Origin of the sequence: Mycobacterium leprae TN (genome assembly GCF_000195855.1) — a bacterium.
Taxonomy (GTDB): domain Bacteria; phylum Actinomycetota; class Actinomycetes; order Mycobacteriales; family Mycobacteriaceae; genus Mycobacterium; species Mycobacterium leprae.
The window spans coordinates 3,035,356-3,054,258 of sequence record NC_002677.1 but is presented as its reverse complement, the minus strand read 5'-3'; the positions used below and the strand labels follow the sequence as shown (position 1 = coordinate 3,054,258).

At 55.2% G+C, this 18,903-nt stretch carries 10 protein-coding genes and 9 pseudogenes; 6 read left to right on the top strand and 13 right to left on the bottom strand.

What is annotated here, in order from left to right:
* Positions 1-155 precede the first annotated feature (155 nt).
* Both ML_RS13095 and ML_RS13090 read left to right on the top strand, forming a co-directional pair.
* A complete protein-coding gene (locus tag ML_RS13095) occupies positions 156-305 on the top strand; it encodes a 2OG-Fe(II) oxygenase family protein (protein WP_081439385.1) in 150 nt (49 codons plus the stop codon).
* 243 nt (positions 306-548) lie between these two features.
* Complete coding sequence (locus ML_RS13090) at positions 549-1,037, top strand: flavin reductase family protein (RefSeq protein ID WP_010908956.1); 489 nt, start codon at positions 549-551, stop codon at positions 1,035-1,037.
* A gap of 227 nt (positions 1,038-1,264) precedes the next feature.
* On the opposite strand, the pseudogene ML_RS13085 reads toward ML_RS13090, so the two are convergent.
* The 5 genes and pseudogenes from ML_RS13085 to ML_RS13070 all read right to left on the bottom strand — a co-directional run.
* Positions 1,265-1,873: pseudogene (locus tag ML_RS13085) on the bottom strand (succinate dehydrogenase/fumarate reductase iron-sulfur subunit); the annotation flags it as partial.
* 32 nt (positions 1,874-1,905) lie between these two features.
* Positions 1,906-3,735, bottom strand: a pseudogene (locus tag ML_RS13080) (FAD-binding protein).
* A gap of 19 nt (positions 3,736-3,754) precedes the next feature.
* Positions 3,755-4,593: pseudogene (locus ML_RS18265) on the bottom strand (hypothetical protein).
* A gap of 75 nt (positions 4,594-4,668) precedes the next feature.
* Positions 4,669-4,917, bottom strand: a complete 249-nt coding sequence (locus ML_RS13075) for a hypothetical protein (protein WP_414085572.1) — start codon at positions 4,915-4,917, stop codon at positions 4,669-4,671.
* Positions 4,918-5,287: 370 nt separating this feature from the next.
* Complete coding sequence (locus tag ML_RS13070; protein WP_049769912.1) at positions 5,288-5,488, bottom strand: Hsp20 family protein; 201 nt, start codon at positions 5,486-5,488, stop codon at positions 5,288-5,290.
* Positions 5,489-5,716: 228 nt separating this feature from the next.
* On the opposite strand from ML_RS13070, the pseudogene ML_RS19720 reads away from it, so the two are divergent.
* Together ML_RS19720 and ML_RS13060 are read left to right on the top strand one after the other, a co-directional pair.
* A pseudogene (locus tag ML_RS19720) lies at positions 5,717-8,162 on the top strand (nitrite/sulfite reductase domain-containing protein).
* Between the two features lie 35 nt (positions 8,163-8,197).
* Positions 8,198-8,473: pseudogene (locus ML_RS13060) on the top strand (nitrite reductase (NAD(P)H) small subunit).
* A 46-nt stretch (positions 8,474-8,519) separates the two neighbouring features.
* Here the strand turns inward: ML_RS13060 and ML_RS16980 are convergent.
* Positions 8,520-8,926, bottom strand: a pseudogene (locus tag ML_RS16980) (TetR/AcrR family transcriptional regulator).
* A gap of 383 nt (positions 8,927-9,309) precedes the next feature.
* Positions 9,310-9,392 (bottom strand): annotated as a pseudogene (locus tag ML_RS19715) (hypothetical protein); the annotation flags it as partial.
* Positions 9,393-11,390: 1,998 nt separating this feature from the next.
* On the opposite strand from ML_RS19715, the gene ML_RS13055 reads away from it, so the two are divergent.
* Positions 11,391-11,720: a hypothetical protein gene (locus ML_RS13055; protein ID WP_041322253.1), complete on the top strand. Its 330-nt coding sequence runs from the start codon at positions 11,391-11,393 to the stop codon at positions 11,718-11,720.
* A gap of 864 nt (positions 11,721-12,584) precedes the next feature.
* Here the strand turns inward: ML_RS13055 and ML_RS13050 are convergent.
* Positions 12,585-13,238, bottom strand: coding sequence for a hypothetical protein (locus tag ML_RS13050; protein WP_064430302.1), 654 nt, complete (start codon positions 13,236-13,238; stop codon positions 12,585-12,587).
* Between the two features lie 692 nt (positions 13,239-13,930).
* On the opposite strand from ML_RS13050, the gene ML_RS13045 reads away from it, so the two are divergent.
* On the top strand, positions 13,931-14,305 hold the full coding sequence (locus tag ML_RS13045; RefSeq protein ID WP_145985232.1) for a hypothetical protein: 375 nt from the start codon (positions 13,931-13,933) through the stop codon (positions 14,303-14,305).
* 213 nt (positions 14,306-14,518) lie between these two features.
* On the opposite strand, the gene aac(2')-Ie is transcribed toward ML_RS13045, so the two are convergent.
* The 5 genes and pseudogenes from aac(2')-Ie to ligD form a co-directional block, all read right to left on the bottom strand.
* Complete coding sequence (gene aac(2')-Ie / locus ML_RS13040; protein WP_010908954.1) at positions 14,519-15,067, bottom strand: aminoglycoside N-acetyltransferase AAC(2')-Ie; 549 nt, start codon at positions 15,065-15,067, stop codon at positions 14,519-14,521.
* A gap of 46 nt (positions 15,068-15,113) precedes the next feature.
* A complete protein-coding gene (locus ML_RS13035; RefSeq protein ID WP_010908953.1) occupies positions 15,114-16,031 on the bottom strand; it encodes a 5-oxoprolinase/urea amidolyase family protein in 918 nt (305 codons plus the stop codon).
* Between the two features lie 21 nt (positions 16,032-16,052).
* Complete coding sequence (locus ML_RS13030) at positions 16,053-16,721, bottom strand: 5-oxoprolinase subunit B family protein (RefSeq protein WP_010908952.1); 669 nt, start codon at positions 16,719-16,721, stop codon at positions 16,053-16,055.
* Positions 16,722-16,881: 160 nt separating this feature from the next.
* A pseudogene (locus tag ML_RS18260) lies at positions 16,882-17,607 on the bottom strand (hypothetical protein).
* Between the two features lie 67 nt (positions 17,608-17,674).
* Positions 17,675-18,850, bottom strand: a pseudogene (ligD, locus tag ML_RS19710) (non-homologous end-joining DNA ligase LigD); the annotation flags it as partial.
* Between the last annotated feature and the right edge of the window lie 53 nt (positions 18,851-18,903).

Sequence of the window (18,903 nt, the reverse complement as noted above, 5' to 3'; positions counted from 1 at the left end):
CGCCGCTGAAACACGGCGGAAGGAAGTTGGTCTCCACATGGCCACCGCCCAGGGTGTGAGTGCGCGGCCGAGATGCTGGCGTCCTCACCCTAGCTTCTGGCCGAATCTAGTGGCCAATACGTCGTTACTCCGGTTAGGATGGGGACCGGGACTGGATTGACATTGAGCCACTGGACGGGGTGTTAGTCGTAAACATCAGCAAGCTGCTTCAGGTAGCGACGGCCGGCTACCTGCGTGCTACCGAACATCGGGTCACCCTGCATCAGCCGGCGGCCGAACGGATTTCGGTGCTGTACTTCATTTAATTTCAATCCACGGTTAGACGCGTGGATGCCGGTGCTATCGTCACCCGCCTAACTAGCAGCTCGCATAGTTACCTGGCCGTTGTTGTTCGAAAACCGGTCAGACCCGTCCGACTCTAATTTTCTCGGTTTATTTGGGTGCAATGCTTGGAAGAGCAGATTGCGGTATCACCCGGATGTTCCCGCCAAGCAAAGGGTATTCGCCGGGTACTCCCGGTCTGTGTGAGACCCAGCGGGTAAGATCTAATGCGAGCAATGAACAGCCTGACACCGTCCTTACTTCGTGATGCTTTCGGCCACTTCCCGTCCGGGGTGGTGGCTATTGCGGCTGAGGTCGAAGGAGTTCGGGAAGGTCTGGCGGCCAGCACCTTTGTACCTGTATCCTTAGAGCCTCCGCTAGTGTCGTTTTGTGTGCAAAACGTTTCGACAACGTGGCTAAAACTCAAAGCTGTACCGATGCTGGGCATCAGTGTGTTGGGTGAGGTCCATGACGAGGTGGCGTGCACGCTGGCCACTAAGCACGGGGATAGGTTCGCCGGTTTAGAAACGGTGTCCAATGACACCGGTGCGGTCTTCATCAAAGGCACCAGCCTATGGCTAGAGAGTGCGATCAAACAGCTGATTCCGGCTGGTGATCACACTATTGTGGTGCTGCGAGTTAGCCAGGTCACCGTAGATCCCGACGTGGCGCCTATTGTGTTCCACCGCAGTATGTTTCGTAGGCTCGGCTTCTGACAGCACAACGAGCGCTTAGTCCTGAAATTCAGGTGTCCTATAATGTTGTTTAGATTTAGGGTGTGCGCTGTGCCGATGGGTGACTGTTATAGATTTCCGTTAGCTTCCTCGCGTGGGTGTAGCACCACATGGTGAAACAACTTACTACTCAGTCACGCCACAGGATCGGTTTTGCGGTCGTCTACTAGACTCTATTAATTTAATCGGTATCGGTGTTCTTGATGTTTTTCTGGGAAGACCTCGGTGCAGCACTTGGTGGTGTTGTAGTAACCCGGGCCGTGCTTTTTCTGCTCCTGTTGACGTCGGTCGCTTGTGTTCAGCGGATGCATCTCCAACTCGACACTCCGCATCAAGAACCGCGGTCCGGCGAACGCCTGCTTGTTTTCCTCGTCATCGAGTACTACGTGGCAGCTGTTTCGGTACAGGAAGCATGCGATGCACTTTCGGGACTCCATGCAAGCTTTGGACGTCAACTTGCGTCATAAGATATTCACCGGACTGTAGTGCACTGTAGTGCTTTGATCAGCCCGAACGATGGGATCTTTCTAGTAGTTGAACGACACGTTGGTGACCGGATCGCGAATGAACGGGAATGTTCGCCCTAGGGTAGGGGTAACGACTTCGTCTTCTCCGAATGTCAACATCCGAGTCATACACATCAGTCCTAGTCTGCCGTTGATCTCCGCCGGGCATGATCCGCACCTGCCCTGCAGTTCCGGCGTACCGCGCGGTTGGTCGGTATTCTGCGTCCTTTACAGCCGGAAAATGATATCAAACACGATCTCGTTGACCTCTACCGTGAAGTCATGGAGTGCGCGACCATCTTCGTCGCCACGCTATACTGGGAATCCTATGCCTCGTAGGTTATTTAACACTTCCGACCTGACCTTTCGACCAGCTCTTCATCGGTGTAAGACTTCGCCAATCCCGAGGATTTCGAAGGGTTCCAGCAAGTTGGGCCGCATGGGTACCTGGGTTTCGTGGGTGATGGTGACGTGTGCACCGTCAGCTCTGCCGTTGATGTTTTGCGTTGCCCGACAGACCAACAGAGTCTTGCATCACGCAGGGAGTCCATATTGGGATGGCTGCCGCGGCTTTTGACGAGTTCCAGCGCGGCCTTAACCACGAACTCGCTAACCAGCAGCACGTTGCGCAGATCGATGGCTAGATTCTAGCCTAGGTTTTATTGGCGATGTTCTTCATATAAGCATGTTTTGGTATCAAGTACGCCACTCCTTTAACTAAATGTCAGCGCTCGCACTATCTCCTCCTGGTTGCAGATGATGCCGACTAGGTCGTGTATCAAATACTGCAAGTCCATGTACCGTGTGTACGGATTTTCTGGAGCCGAGCCGTCTTTCGTACCCTCTAAGGTTTTTAGCGCCTGCTTGGCCGAGGTGTAGACAACCTCCGGTGCGACAATCGGACGGCTGCCCAGTGCCCGCACGCAGTCTGCGGCTCCTAGGCCGGACTACCAGCTGAAGACCAGCAGATCTGATAACGAATTGCTGCCCAGCCTGTTGGAGCCGTGCATGCTGCCGGAACATTTGTCGGCAACGAACAGCCTGGGGACTATCGGCGCGCCAGTATCCGTGTCGACTTCGATAACGCCCATGACGTAGTGACAGGTGGGACCGACTTCTATTGGCTGCGTGGCGATGTCGACATCGGCGAGCTACATGAACTGGTTATGCATTGACGGCAACCGTCGCTTGATGTAAGCGGGTGTCAGATGGTACGTGATGTCGAGGTAGACCACGCCGTGCGGGGTGACTTGGCCGGCTTTGACCTCGGAGTTGATCGTGCGCAACTTCATCGTGCAGCAGCAAGTCCGGCGTGCGACGGGTGGAGTCATTGTTCTTTAGCCATTGGCCAGCCTCTGTGTTCGGTTTCAGCGTACTAGCCTTTGAACACCGGCTGTATGTAGTCGAAAATGAACCACTTGCCGTCTGAGTTCTTCAGAACCCCGCCGCTACGAGTACCTTTGGTACCTAGTATGCCTTTCACGCTGGGGCTACACCATTCCCGTCGTGTGCAACTGGACGCACTCCATGTTGATTAGCGATGCGCCAGCTCGCAGTGCCAAGGCATTCCCGTTTCCAGTGTTTTTCCAGGAATTCGAAGTCACCTTGAATGACTTGCCGATGCCGCCGAGGGCCAGCACAACAGCAGGAGCCTAGAACACTACGAACCAACTACTTTCGCGCAAGTAGCCGAAAGTGCCGACTATACGTTACCCGTTTTTTTGTATTGTCTTTAATCAGCTCGGTGATCGTGCATTCGGCGAAAACCTTGATCCACACTTCGTAATAACCGAGTTCAACGTCATCTTACTGCTGCAATGCGACGCTCTTCTGTTGGATGGTGCGGATAAACTCCAGCCCCATGGTTAATTTTCTTATGTTGAGGTGCGCGTGTACCGTGGCGATCACCTCGGCTATTTACCAGTTGCTGATAGACTTCCCACCGCACATCGTGTCGCCGAAGTGGGTCCGCTAATCGTCCTTCGGGTTGGTATTGCCCAGGGCAATCCGCAACCGCCCTCGGCCATCCTCGTGTAGGCCTTGCCGAACAGGTGTTTACACACTACTGTGACCCGCATGCCCCGTAACCCGCCTCGATGACTGCATCATGTAGTATCGTATCGTCGCCACTTACCACTACTACAGTCTTAGGAGTGGCGTTCGACCTCAGCCATGGAGAACCGGGCTTAGCTCTTACTGGTATTTCGATACCGCCTTCTCAACCAACAATCTGATTTCTGTGATGGTGCTGCTAGCCGTCAGCGTGATGTAGAAGTCGGTCAGCGTCAATGCGCCCAGTGTGATCTATGGGAATTGCATGTGATGGGTGTTCAAGTTCCTGGCCTGTGTCCAGATCCAGTGTCGTACTGGGTGTTTGGAGAAATGCTTGAGTCAGCTATCACTGATGTGCCGACACAAATGGCACGAGATGGTGTAGCATCACAGTAAAAGCAAATTGATCACCAAAATGGCGTTGCCTAAGCCGGCGAGTGGATGGAACGCCATTATATTATTATGTCGTATCTGTTGATTACCCAGTCCACCAGCTCTGTATAGAATAAGGTATGCGGTAGGTTTTTTGGGTGATTAGCCTGAGCCAGGCTTAGCCGGTGTACTGTACTCGTGGTTCGGATACTACACTTCTGGTCAGCGACTGCTACACCGACCTATAGCATGTTTCGTACTAATATAGTAGCAGGTAAGTCGAACCGTAAGCAAGAATGGTAATGCTAGCATTCCAACATCCACTATGGGAAATGACCCAATCAGATGTTGAATTAGTTGGCGCTGGGCTCGCAGCAGATGCTGATACACGGCAAATATAACCGCGCCAGATAGTGGTATTCAGCTGCCCAATCGTTGCTACTCAAGAACGCTCGGATAGTGGCGTAAAGAATGAAAGTTGAAAAACCGATATTAGTTATTAGCGGCGGCAACCACTACCAGTCAGTGCAGAGCCTTTGTTGTGGTATTTGGGCCCGAGCAGCTGAGAACATGCTGGTAGCAGGCCGGTTCGGTGTGGGTGTGCTCATTTACTGGGATCTTTTCCCGTGTTACCTGGTCTAAGGGTACACAGAGCACCCCCTTGATTTTCGGGGGTTTGATTGTTAGGACCTGCTGTGGCCCCCGACGCCTTCGTCGTCAACATCACGCCAGAAGTCGCTGTCGTATTGGGTGTCGGGAATAGCGATCTTCTCGTTCGACTGCTGGACGGTGGCGCGAGCCAGGTCCAATTCGGAGATGTCAGCATCAAGCAGTTCGATGTCGCTGAGGATCCGATCAGCGTCGATGGCGATGCGACGCATCGCGGGACTGTCTCCGTATCGCGCCTTAAACGAGGCTACGGACCGTCGCATTCTGCCGATGAGGTCGTGAAGTTCGGCGAGTTCAGTAGTGGCATACAAACGGATCTCCTCGGCAGGCGGTGCTATGGATCACAGTATGCCCCCGATACTATCCACGGCGCGGCCCTTATGTGAGATAGACCACGTAGCGTGATTTAGTAAGGAGACCCAATGTGGCCTTCGTCGGGTCAGATCGTGCCTGCTGAATAGATGATAGCGCTGCTGGAATGTCTGCCGGGTCTGTCATTTTCACCGTGGGTAGTCATCTATCTAGTAGTCGATTCGATGGATCCGACGGAACTGATGACCCTGCCGGATTCATCTGTATCGCTTGGCCCCGAAGTTACTTCTAGTGATGACGATACGTTGCGCTTGGCCTGCGTCAGGATACCTTAAAGGCATCGGTGACCCGCACCGTCAATATACCGGCGTCATAGGAAGGTTCGATTACCTCGCTGGTGACGTGCACGGTCAGCTGGAAGGCCCTGTGAAACGAGCTGTAGCGGACCTCGTGCAGCATGCGGTCAGCGCTTCTGTCTCCGCCGTGCTCATCGCGGTGTTCGTCGTGAATACCCAGGCTCACGGTAGACCTTTATGTTGACGTATTTGTCTACGTCAACACCCGACAGTTTCGAGGTGACACTGTGTCGTCGCCATTCTTGACGATCTCAGCTGCCGGATTGAAGGCCGAGCTTATTCCAATGGTAACGTGCTTGAAGCCAGTCCCCGGCGGTTTTGATTAATCCTACCTTTCCCTCAAAGTCATGGCTCCAGCCGGTCTGCAACGCACGATGCGACCCGCCACCTCATCGTGGTCGGGCACAGCACGGTGGGCCACCAGCTAGCCGGAAGTGCTCCGTGCCCGCTGCAGTGCTACTGAATAGGGCGGGTACAGGCGAATCACCATCCTGACCGGGGAGGTCTATGCGGCTTGTGACCGCGTTGGTCTGATTTCTTACAGCGATAATTGGAATTGTGGCTCGCTGGTGTTGCCTAGCAATGATTATGCCACTGACTATCGGGTTCGGTTGCTGTGCAACAAGCGCTTCGTTGAAATCGGCCGCGTAACAAATCGGTAGATAACCGTTTACGGCTAGTGGTATAGTTATGCCGCCCTGGTGCTGGCGGCCGAGTCATAATGCTTTTGTTTCGCTGATGCCCGGCTACCACCCTATTCGAGTGTCACGTTTACCGTACAGTTGACGATATTGATGCTATTTGGGCCGGTGCCCACCGCACGCTGGAGGTCGGCCATTGCATGCTCGGGCGTGGTCAATTGGTGGCGACCTGCTGACGCTAGGGGTCGCAAACGCGCTGTGCCAGTTTTGGTTGCAAACCCACGTCATCGAGATGATGCCGTACTTGATGGTCGACCAAATTGCCGCGGCTGGTGGCGCGTTGCTGGCGTGGCTAATCACCGATCTTGGTTTCGCCGTTCATGTCGGAACAGGTACCTAATTGATTGAATCTGTTGAACATTTGAGCTGCCTTAAGTCGTTGTGGGTGTGTCTTATCTACGGTCAGAATAATAAAATGTCATAGATGTCGGGTTGTGATCTTCGCTGCGGGTATTAGGCCGTGCGATGAGTTAGCAGTCCGGCGGTGATGATCGCCGAGCTGCACAGAACGCCCACCGACTTGTCATGCTGAACAGGGGTTTTCCGGATGTCTACGTCGCAGTAGAGGGCCCTGCACGTGAATCCAAAATGTCTGCTTTATGGACCAGCTGTTGGACGAGACTGTGGAGTTTCCAAATGCGGTCTGATCGACCAAACTCAAACTGCCTCAAACTGCTTAGTGCCGATGCGGCTAGCTTCAGCGAAGCTATGGGTGCGACCGAGAACTTTATCGAAGTTGTCATTAATGACGCGGTAAACTGGACATACACCAAACTGGTACTTTCCGACGTCGCCAAGAATTTGCTCGATGCGAATCTTGGTCGTCGATGCTTCATCGTCCGGGGGTGTTGCGCCCTATGGTCGTTACCCGGTCAGCTCGGGGACCTGCTCGAGCTGACCGCTCCAGCCTAGCAGACTAGAGGCGCTACGGCGCTGACGGTCGGACTGCTCAACGAGTGGACGACGTTAATAGCATGCGCTGATGTTCCTGCACTCAAGGCATGCACGGCGGCCGAGACATTCTGTGGGTTTTGTTGCCGCTGCTCAAATAGCTGCTGGAAGCCGAGGACTTGGAACAATTTAAAGCGCTGTGTGAGCACTTCAGTCAATACGTGACCTGAACTCTTTGAAATAATCGCTGCCATCGAAATCTGCACGTTCTTTGTCCTGTTGGCGTGCTTTGGCCGCGGAAAGTTTTGCAAAATCTGCAAACTCGTGGTTGTAAGCCAACTTGGTATCGAAAGGTTAGGATCACATTACGCGCCGTTCAGCCAGCGTGGCGCTACTTGTTGGCGTGGCACCGCGTGGGGCTTGCTGCCGACGAGCCGGAGCATCTGATTTTGATTGGGCAGATTGGCCAGACTTCGGGCTCTACACCAAGATCACTTTCGGCCAGAGGATCGATCTGTTCGAATCCCATGTGTGTACCAGCTGCCGCAGATCTAGAAGCGGTTGGTGTCCGGCAGTATGTGATTTGGCCACATCTATGGGCAAAGCGGTGCGTCCGGTGAAGAACTGCGTGGGTAGCCACTGGTGTCGCTACGGGTCAGTAGGATTCGGTGCACCTGGTCATCGGCCTGAAATTGCGCTACCGGGGTTTATCGGTGCCGCCCAAGTTCAAGTTGGGCATCTTGGGTTGCCCGTGGCAGTGTGTCGAGGCCCATGGTAAGAACGTGGGTGTCATCTACCGCTGAGAAAGGCTGGAACCTTTTATGTAAGTGGCAACGGTGGCCTGCTTGCCTAGGCAGCTGCTGTCCAGCAATTCGGACACCGAATGCTGATCCGTTACATTGACCGGTTCCTGATGTACTACATCCTAACCACCGTTCGACTGGAAAAGCACCGCTCCGTGGATCGAATCGATACAAGCCGGGCTGGATGACCTGCACTACGGCTTGCTGCTGGTAGACGGCCTGTGCGAGGACTTCATTCGTTCTAGCGGAGGAGTTCTAAGCCGCGATGCAGCCTCATGTGCAGAACTACAAGTACGAATAAAAATGCGTGCTATAGGACCCCAGACAAGTTGTCGCAATCCGTCTCCTTCGTCAACGCTCCAGAGGCTGTTGACACGGCTGTGACATTCATCGAGTAGTCGGCCGCAAAGTTCCTATTCCTATTAGTAATATGCTACGTCTGTAAACGACGTCAATGAGCAAGGAGAAAACGATATTCAAATGTGGCTGACCTCCTGTACATACCTACTACCTGGTTGTGGTGTCGGTGTGCTGCTTTCATGACGTCACCTCCTCGGTGTTGTTCCGGTTTGACGACTGGTCGGTTCACGCAATAGGCAATGTTCACCCGTTTTCGGGAGTAGCAGTGATTTCACGCGGGATCGTCGACGGCCGCGGGGGTCGCGCTACGGTCAAAGTGCCGATTCTGGAGCAGGCATTAACGCTTGACGACGGTAGCTACTTGGTTGGTGTCCGCAGTTTTCCGTGCCGGTCTGACCGGTACATGTAATGCCTGAAAGGCAAATACAGCCCGTCTTCTGGGTCACCGCCTAGCTTGGGCTAGCTGATATGACCGACAAAGGTAGCGCTGCATTGTCGGGCCGATGGCGTCGACGAGCATGTCCACCGACATGTAAGGTAGTGCTTCGGAGCGTATCCCGTAGCGCGGGATGCCCAAGCTGCAATGCGCACATCGACATCCGGAGGGTTATCTTGTCGTCCCCAGCAGCTTGAGCAGCTAATTGAACACTGGCCCCATGAACATGAACTGCACAATTTCGGTGGTCTTGGTCAGTACGGTCGATGAAATGGCACTGGCGGCAAAAGGACCTCCGTCGGTAACATCCTATGTGGTGGTCAGTATGTACGGCGTTCGTCGTTCCACTGATTTTTTACGCTTTCGGTGATGATTCGGTCGATACATTCCGCTGTGTCGAACGATAAACGCAGTGTCTTTGCTACTTGGCCGAGAAGCCTCCACGGGGGTTCGTGCTTGCCAAAGGCAGGTTAAAGTCGCACAGTCGAGCAAAGTCAAGCTTTAGTTGGTGCCGTGCTCCTCGTCAGCAAAGCTGTAAACAGCCAGATCGTGTTGGGGAATCGTCCCTATGGAAATCTGTTGGCAATTGTTTTGCTCTAGTTCGGCGTGGAGGTTCAGCGGCTATGTTGTGATCAGATCGGTGCCGCAGGCGCGTAACTGTTCTGAAACAGCCCCTGGTCCAGCAGATAGCACATGCCCACCGAAACAATTCGCCACCCTCGGAGACCGGCGGAGTCATTTTAAAGACCGACCCATTGTCCATCCCGGGTTGGGGTCATTTGCTGCCCAGCACGCCCAGAGTGACGCGGTTACTTTCCGTGCGATCGGTTACTTTCCACCGTAGATCCGTGACAACGACCCCAATAGTGGTCCGACGAAGGTCATCTTGCTGTACTATCCAGCGCTGCGTCGCCAATCCCCTGAAACTGTAGAGGTTTTGTTTGTAGTGGGGGTGATTGTTGGTGTGAAGCTGGGAGCTGCGTGATTCGGCGGGGCAGGGCTCTGTGCTTGCCATTGCTCCTGCGCGGTGCTGGGCGGAAAGAACAGCGGCGGTGGAGCCGCTTCCATCTGGGTTCGTGTGATTTGTCCGTGGTCGGGCTGGGTGCCAGGTGTCGCGTTGTTCGGCTGTGTGCAGATGTGTTCGTAATCGATCGGACTGAGCATGCCGTTGGTGGGATGCTTATGTGCCCTGTTAAGTTGTTAGTCCAGCAATAACTGCGTGGAACAGTTTCTTACCGGTTATGGATTATGGAAGTGGTTGTTACGCAATCATTACCATTCAATGGGGGAGTTCGAAGATTCCCCGACAGCATCGTCAAGATCGGACCCGGTACGCCCTATCGACTGCGTGACATCGCCTTGATCGGTTTGGAAAATCACTCTGGCTACCGACCCACAGAGAACCGCGGTGGCCATACACAACGCTGCTCGCGCCAACGCGGCGTTGTGGTGGATGTCTATGGCAAAATTGGGCACTCGCTGTAATGCAGGCCGGGTTGTCCGTGAACAGTGCTGCCGTGACGCTGACTATAGCCCAGAACACCCAGTAGGGCGCTTGGTGGTCTGCGGTGGAGACTACCAGTAAGCCGACGAGCTGGATGACTAGCACCTCGAGGTTGTCGGCGCCGGCATTGGTGGCTAACGTTGGGCTCCCGCGCCGCTCAGAGTAGAAAGGCGTTTACGCTAATCAGCGTGCCGCGTAGTTGTTGTCGCCGCTCAATACCGCGTACAGCATATACGGTCACAGCTGCACGCCAGGATTGGTCAGCAGCACGATGTTGCTTACCGTTGAGATAAGCAAACACGAATGCCGAGACGTGGTTCAGGTACGGCCCCCAAAGGGGCAATTCCCGAGGCGGGGAATATGCTTACACAGCCACCGACCCGACCATGGTGGCGATAGTGACTAGCAACAACTTGTCGCTGACCGTCGGCCAGTGTGCAAAACAAATTGCGGCGGACGATCTTGTTGTTGCCGATCTCATCGGTTTGTCAAAATCAGGTCGTTGCGCAACATTTAAGCCTTTGCGCCGACACGTCCCGGCGGGAATCGCAGTAGGTTCTGCTTCGCTTTGCGGCCAACGATTGCCCAGCCTATGATTCTTCTACCAAGGCTGCATCGAGCATACCGAAGAGATATTTTCCAGTAGGGTCAACTGGCTAGCAAAGCCGGCATCCCCTCCTACTTGCTGATCCGTACCTGACGATATCCGGGACGCGCTTATCAAGATCTGCACCGACGGTGTGTACTAATTCGGGCCAAGTTTTGTTGTTCTTGTGGGACGCCTCGTCGGTGTGAAGATGAGGTCGAGTTGCTCGCCACCGACCTGGTTATGGTCCAGTGAGTCTGTAGCCAAACTTGACGCCGGGATCTGACCTGGAAGGGTCACGTATTGCTGCTTAGAGCATGACAGTCAGAATTTGCTTCTCTTGAATGAGGACTTCGGACGATCTACCACTGACGCAGTGGTATGGATTCAATTGGACGACAAGCCAAATAGCAGCACAACGCGGGTACAAGCGGAAGTTTGCGGTGGTGTCGGGGCCGGGGGAGATTCCTGACGCCGAACATGAGTTTTAGTGATCGACCAAATGGGAACGATGGTTCAGCCGGGTGTGAGACGTGCCCAACATGCACCAAGACCATAGGCGGAGCTGGCCTAGCAGCTAATCGAGGCCGGTATCGAAAAAGTGACCGTAGAGTCCACCACGGACTACTGGTGGATCTGGTACTACCTGCTGAAGGTAGCGTGACTGTAGGTGCAGCTGGTCACCACCCGGAATGTGGAGAATGTGCTTGCCCAGAGCAAGACCGACAAGCTAGATGCGGTGTGGTTGGCCAATCTCACCGAGAAGGGCTTGCTGTGATCAACTTTCGTGCCATCGGCCAAGTTCTATCCACCGCTGCGCGACTACACTCGGCTGTGGGTGGATCTGACCCGCAACCACACCCGCTATTGGCGGCGGGCTAGAAAAGTTAGTCTAGAACGTGCTGATCAAATCTGGTTGGTGGCCTTACCCCTGATCACGCTGTCAACGCAGGACATGATCGAAGTCCTGATCGACCGCACCGGCGCCGACGCGCCCGGCACCAATCCTGGTACCGACATCGCTCCCGATCCCAACACCGGCGGCACCAATCCGATTCTGGTCGATCCCGCCATCGTTGCCGAATGTGTTATCAACACCGTTGAGTGCTCTCACTGAGAGTTTCGAGTATCAGCGTCAGCAACCAGCAGAACATCCTGACTGAGGTCGAAACCGACATGAGTCGCTTAACCACCCACGAACACCTAGTCTCATAAGCCAAGCCATGCCCTCGTACCATTTCGTTCGGGCCGGTTAGCAGTGCCGGCAAGACCAGCAAGGGCAACCCGTATCTAAAGGTGCACTCAGCGAGGCCGCAGCCGCCAAACTCGCGATTCCCACTCCCACCGCTACCAGCGCCTAGTCAAACGCCTCCATAGGCTAACCGGATCACTATCAAACTCACTTTCTTCCCCTATTAGCACTATTAAAATGACACCCGGTTCCACTGGGTCGCTGTCGCTTACCCACTAACCCTAGTCATTTTCCGGTCAACCGGGTGTGAAATGGAGTGCAGTTGATACTCAATGAGGCTTATGTCGACACTAGACCGATCGGATACATTAAGCCGACGTCACTGACGACGCAGTTTCTAACACGGCATGAGCGGAGGCTGGCTGCGACTGGTGCACGTATAAGTCCTCAGGTCAACACCGAGGTGGTCACGTAGATCAACCAGGAACACCCAGAAAAGCCGATGTCGCCGATACACTGTTCCGGTGGGTCGGCGGCGAAGTCAGATTGACACTGATGCCTCCACTTGTGCCGGCAAGGACAAGTCAGTGCTCCGGACATCGAACATGACTACAGCCGCCGCTCGGCGTCAGTCACCGGTTGCGTGCTTCGAAAATCTATGCAATCTTTTTATATATCAGGCGATTGTCTACGCTGACAGTGTGAAGAATTTAGTCACGTAACTGAATCATCGTTCCGGCAGCGTATGGATACCTCCGGTATAGTAAACGAAAGTTGTTGCGGTGAAAATTATTCCAGAGCTTGATATAAGAGCACAGAAGGCGGCAAGGATGACCAGCTCACCTCAGAAGCGGTCAGTGATACGGCTGCCTTAGTCGCGGTATAGTTAGACCAAGAGTGGTAACAGAAAAAAGATTTGGTTCTAATGCAGTGAAGTCTGCGCCGTGCTTTGACTGTCGGCAATGCGTGTATTTGCAGCACTGGGCCAAATGCGAACGAAAACCCGACGAAGACGAAAGTGACGATGTGGAGCAGCGCGATCAGCCAGATATACGGTTCAGATAGCACCGCCAGCGAGGTGTTCACCGCGATACAGTACTGTGTAAATTGTCCATGTCGCTCACCATGTTGATTATGCTGACTGCCAGCATCACCAGATATACGGTACACACCCAGTAGGGCTGTTGGTTGCCCACCGTCGCGATCACCGACAGGTCCACCGGGGCCTAGATAGCCGGCATCTCGAGGTTGGCGCCGCTGGTGTTGCGAGTCAGTGCCCAGCCAGTGGGTCGCTGCGGAAAACGCGTTGATGTTTGTCATGGCCGAGGCGGAATTGCTTCCGACTAAGCCGGCAAAGGCCGTGCACTCTAGGTACGGCCACAGCGGCAGAATGGGATTGGCTGGCAGTAGTAGTGTGCCGATGGTGAATATCAACAGCACCACCGCGAAGATATGGTCCAGTTACGCCCGTCGAACCTTGCGGTGGTAAATGTTGTAGGAGGTACTCGCGGGAATCCTTCCGATCAGCGTTGCCGTGGCGCCCTAACAGGAACTTATAGCCTGTCTAAAGGTCATCCACGGACGTAGGGATGAACCGGCATCATCACTTAACCAGATAGACCAGGTAGAGAACTCGATCTGCTTGGTGGCGGCCCACCAGATCAAGTTGCTACAGGCTAGGCTTTAGGTTGTCGGCTTCCTAGGCCGCAGTGTTTTCGGGATCCAAATCTGATAGCAGGTGTGAATGGCCTATAGCCATTCTCCGAGGTTACTATCGTGACCTTGCTCGTGATCACGCTAGAATCCTTTTGTTGCCTGGGTGTTGCCGCCACTGGCCCAGTGTGTGAATTTTCGACTCACCGCTACAATCCTGACCCAGTAAGCGGAGTACAGGCCAGGTGAGGCACTCGGAGTGAGATGCGTGTGTTAGTCAATCAGCTTGGCGTGCAAAGCCATCATCGGTAGGTGTACCGAGTCGGAACTGAGTAGCAGTGAAAATGGTTGCGATTTGGTATCCAACGTCGCGCAGTTGCTCCGAATACTCGTCCCCGAGCATTCTGGTAAATTGGCGTCGAAGAAATTCCTGAATTTCGACAAGATATGTTGCGGTACCGAGGAAGTCCATTCGCCAGCCGTTGGTGGTCAGCGTTTCGCTGAACGTTGGATTCGGGTACCGCGTTGATCAGCGCCCCAATTCCGTTGATGTTGCCCTCAGAGAAGCAGAACAGATGCTAGTGCGCGTCGGGTCAGGTCGCTCGGTGCAGCCCGGCATTATATTGTTTTCATTTTCGCTTAAAACAGTGGCCAACTGCGTTGTTCACCATGGTGTTGAAGCTCCTGTCGTAGCCAGTGAAGTTGGTTGCTCGTCGGTGGCTGCGAAGTCGACCGTGACGCCGATTTTTGCCGGATGGTTCCGGCATTTTTCGATTGCGGTGGGCGATCTTTCCGGACTAGTCACCGAATATCCTTATTTTTCAAGAAAAATGGAGCTCTCACCAAGACCGCAATAGATATCGGAAACTTCACTGCGAAATGCCGCTGAGGGACTCTAGTTCCATCAATGGTGCCTGCGGCTGGTGGACATTCCGGTACGCAACGAGGCGGGTAGCTCGACCCTCGCTAACCAGTTTGCCACTGTAGGTTCGCTTGAACATCTCGGATATGAGTGGCGGGGTCCGTACGCAGAAGCGGCCATGACAATCCAAACATACTTACCATCCAAGTTACCACACGTTGCCTGCGCGCCAATCGCACATCAACCCCGAGGAGGTGTCCGGGTTGATGCCGACCGGAAGGACAAACACCGAGCCGTCATCATCGGGCGTACGGATCACACCGGTAGGAGCCAGCACTGACGTCGGGCCGAGCCATGGTAACCACCCGCGCGACATATACACCCGACGGGCTCGGTCCGAGGAACTCAAGGCACCGAATTGATAGGCGCCGCGTATCACTTGCTCGATAGCGTCCAGCAGCGCATGTACAAGTCCGCGGCCCCGGCAGTCCTTCCGTACCGCGACACCTTCGAGGTAACCGCAACGCAACGCGTTGCCGTGGTAGAATAGTCGCCGCTGAACGACCGCGGCGTGCGCAATGATTGTGCCGTGCCGCCAGATCAGGGCGTGCATCCCGCCCAATGCGTGTTCCCAGTCGGTCTCGTCGAAGTCTCCGGCGAAAGCGTCGGTGACCATCTGCTGGAGGCGCCGGAGAGTCTCGCCGTCGAGATCGGCGGTATGAACCAGGCGGGCGGTATGTACGTGGTGGGTATCCATAGTAGTTTACCAGGCTTTATCTACCGGGTTGGTGTTACTAGAACAGTCAGTTCTGGGACGCGGACCGTAGTCGTTCCAGTGGCGACGACTGGGTCCTTACCCAGTGCAGCCGCACTTGCTGGCCAGGCCGCAACTGAGCGAGCTTGTCGATGTCCTCATCGATCACCACGCCCGCTACTGGGTAGCCACCAGTGACTGGGTGATCGGGCCCCAGGATCACTGGTAACCCGTTGGGCGGTAATTGAATTGCTCCGCAAGTGGTGCCTTCGCTAGGCAGCTGACGGTCCGGGTATCGGTACAGCAAGGGGCTGCCGAGCAACCGCATCCCTACCCGGTCGCTGCGGTCGGAGGCTACCCAGTCGGTATGCACCAGTACGTCGGGATCGATGAACCAATCGTCGTGCGGCCCGGGTATGACCAGCAGCTCAACAGGATTGCCGGTGATGGCGGCCACGGGGGCGTGGTCGAGTGCGGGGTAGTGGTCGGTGTGGTCGCCGACTGGCAACTCGTCACCGGCTCGTAGTGGCGCCGGACCGATTGCAGACAAAACGTCGTAGCTGCGTGAACCCAGCACCGGGGTGACGCAGATACCACCGCGCACCGCTAGATACGTCCGCAGCCCGACATGCGGTGCGCCCAGCGAGATCACCTGCCCATCGCGGATATGTTGTATACTGTTAGTGCCAAACACAATACCGTTAGCCGTGGGGTTGGTGTCGGCGCCCGTGACCGCAACATAGACGTTGCCTCCGCAAACTCGAGCTGAGAAACCACCGAACGTCACTTCGACCGTGGCGCGGTCGTCGGGGTTGGCGACCAATCGGTTGGCTAGCTTGTGTGCGCGTCGGTCGGCGGCTCCGGACCGACCGACGCCGAAGTGAGCCAGCCCGGCCCGACCGAGGTCCTGCACGACTGCAAACGGGCCACTACGCAGGATCTCCAACTTGATTGGCGGGTTTGTCATGGTGGGCTCTCTACGATTCTTTTACGTGGCACGGAACTGCACCCACATGCCCTGTGTCAGCAATGCGGGATTGGGCCGGTTGGTGTCCCACAGCACTGTGTTGGTGTGGCCGATGAGTTGCCAACCGCCAGGAGATTGGCGCGGATATATCGCGCTGAATTCGTCGGCGAGGGCGACCGAACCAGGCGGCACCGAGGTCCGCGGATCGCACCGGCGTGGCACTCGCAGTCGTGGATCGCCGTCGACCAGATATGCGAAACCTGGTGCGAAGCCATTGAATCCAACCCGCCACGGAGTGCCGGTATGGGCGGTGATGACCTTCGCTACCGTCAGTCCGGTAGTGCGGGCAACCTCGGCGAGGTCCGGGCCGTCGTAGACGACGTCGATCACCACGTCGGCGCCGCGGTCAGCTGGCGCAGTCGCCTCCGGGGTGACCCGCAGCTTGCGTAGCCGCTGAAGGGTGACCTTTTGGTCGCGGGGTCCGCCGAGTTTCACCAACACGGTGCGGGCGCCTGGGACGATGTCGACCACACCGGGTAGTGCCGCCGCACGTAACGCATCTGCCCATGCCAGGACATCAGAGGTGCTGCCGCATTGCAGCATCAGCGCTTGATCGCCGTAATTGAGAATGGTATCGTTCCTTACCAAGTTTTTAGATAGCTCTTGCGTATGGTTGCTTGTTGTTTCCATAACGCTCATTCTTTGAAGGTAACGCCGGAATAAGGGTAGTGGGGAGGGATTTTGGAGCATTGCCAGAGGTGCCTTAGTAAAAGCTCAAAGACAGGTAATTGAGCCGGGTTTAACTCAGGATCTTGCCGGTTTGTTCAGCCAGTTGTTCGGTGGCCATCGGTTAGCTCAATGTTGACGAAAAGGCGGTCGGGCCGGCCTGGTCTTTGACGGTGAAAATGTGACAGTTTTTTCAGGTCCCTTGCGATGCTGCTGTGTCGGGGTTGGTCGGCATCGGCTTTTGGTTATCTGGGCCTTCGGTCACCAGTCGCCACATCAGCGGAACCAAGCATAGCTTTGATGTGATCACGTGGGATGATTGCGCGGTGATCGTCGTTGAACGATTTGATGTTGTTCGGCTATTGCCCAACCCATCTCGTCGAGGAAATCTGTCTGCCAGTACTCTAGGGCTGCTACCCTAGTGCGTTGTCTTTAGTCCAGCGATTTGGTCGACCGGAATGCCGTTATCGAAGTTTAACACTACGGGTTGCGCTATACCGAGTTTAGGTTGGGTCCACTGGCAGACTGCGAACGGCTGATCGCCGAACCAGTTGATTACCGTGATGGGCACCATACCCCCTGCGAACAGGTCGTCTTGGTCAGTGTAACCGGCACGAACAACTCGCTTGAGTGACTCCGTGATGATGGTTTGACCGAAAAGGCTTGTGATTGTTACCGCTTCGCCTCCCGGGGTCTCCGGCAGCCGTTTGGGTGAAAAACAACCGCTGGCGTCCAGCAACCCTGCCTGTGGGGCCCCGACGAGCTGCAGGAACTCACGCCGATCCCATCCGTCTCGTGTCGTGTTGAGAGTATCGCGTGGCGGGCTCGCATCTGCACCGACAGGAAGCATTACTAGCTCGAGTAATGTTGTACCGCTTCGTGGTTCTGCAATGCTTTCGGCTTGTAGCCGTGCCACGGCTGCAATCAGTAATCAGTTCGTCTTGATGTGGGTGCTGGTCTAATCGGCACATGCTGCAGTTTGATCCTGCTCCGATACTGGATCAAATTCGATCCAACACATTCCGTAGAGTACAGATATTGGCTGGTTGTAGCCGGGTGGGATTGGTGCTGGCGGTGTCGACCGGCGCGCTGTCGTCGTCTCATCCTTGGTCTTGGCGCGGGCTATCTAGACAATCGGTATCGGGAATTTGCACCGACCGCTGTTAGGACTAGCAGTGTGCCAGACGCTTTGGGTGCCTGCTTTTGGGAAGAGTCCCATTTCTTCGGCCAGCATCAGCAGTCGGTAACGTGCCCAAGCGCGTAGTTAATACCTGCCACCGGGTAACTGACTTTGGCGAATCGATTGGGCACGGTGGCGATGATGAACGTCTCGTGCTTGCAATCGGCGACATCGTCCCAATGCAACGGCGTCGATACCCGGGCATCTGGGGTAACCGCACACAGAGTACGTCCACGCGACGGTGCGGTCTTTGGCGTTCTGGTTGAAGTCGACCGACCTTCTGCCGGTTATTTCCTTCCATCAGCGGCTGATGGTGCCCATCAGGTACCCGCCGCTCGACCTCGCGAGCAACGGTCTGAGTGGTGAGCCGTACCTGTGGCGAACTGTCACCGCAGGGTGATCCGGGTATAGAGATGAAATCCTCGCGACTCACAAGTCTTCGGCCACGCCCCCAGGCCGTAGTTCTCCAGCACTTACCGTGCCACCAGCGCGAGAGCGTGATTCAGGTTGGTGCCTTGCTAGTCGGGATGACCGAAGTCCTAGGCCAACACCGGATGTGGGCCGAGATCTACGCATCCCAGGTGAAACCACCCAGGTTAGGCCGGCAGCGTCATGTATGCTGGCTTTAGTAGCTGAAGTACCCGACGTGTAGCGCAGTTTGGCAACGTAGACCCAGTCCGGTCGGTGTGGGGGCAGGCTTCTAGGACACCGCTTCTTCGGAGATGCCTTTGATCGAAGTGCTTCAGGATCATCGGTCGGTTTGCCACACCGCGCAGTACTACATCCTCGGTGACATTCAGGTAATAGTTGCATTAATTAAGTCAAGCTTGGTGTCGCCTCGTCGGTCGAAGATGATTTTGTCCGTATGCGTGATGGCACCCTGGTGTCCGGCCACTTCCAGCGGGCCGGTCATGGCAGTTCATTGGTAATTCCGCATTCTTTTGCCGCTACTGGTATAGCTACGTC

What these genes read in the sequence shown, in the direction of transcription:
- ML_RS13090 (WP_010908956.1), top strand. Translation starts at nt 549, where the DNA reads ATGCGAGCAATGAACAGCCTGACACCGTCCTTACTTCGTGATGCTTTC.
- ML_RS13075 (WP_414085572.1), bottom strand. Translation starts at nt 4,917, where the DNA reads ATGCGACGGTCCGTAGCCTCGTTTAAGGCGCGATACGGAGACAGTCCC.
- ML_RS13035 (WP_010908953.1), bottom strand. Translation starts at nt 16,031, where the DNA reads ATGACAAACCCGCCAATCAAGTTGGAGATCCTGCGTAGTGGCCCGTTT.
- ML_RS13030 (WP_010908952.1), bottom strand. Translation starts at nt 16,721, where the DNA reads ATGGAAACAACAAGCAACCATACGCAAGAGCTATCTAAAAACTTGGTA.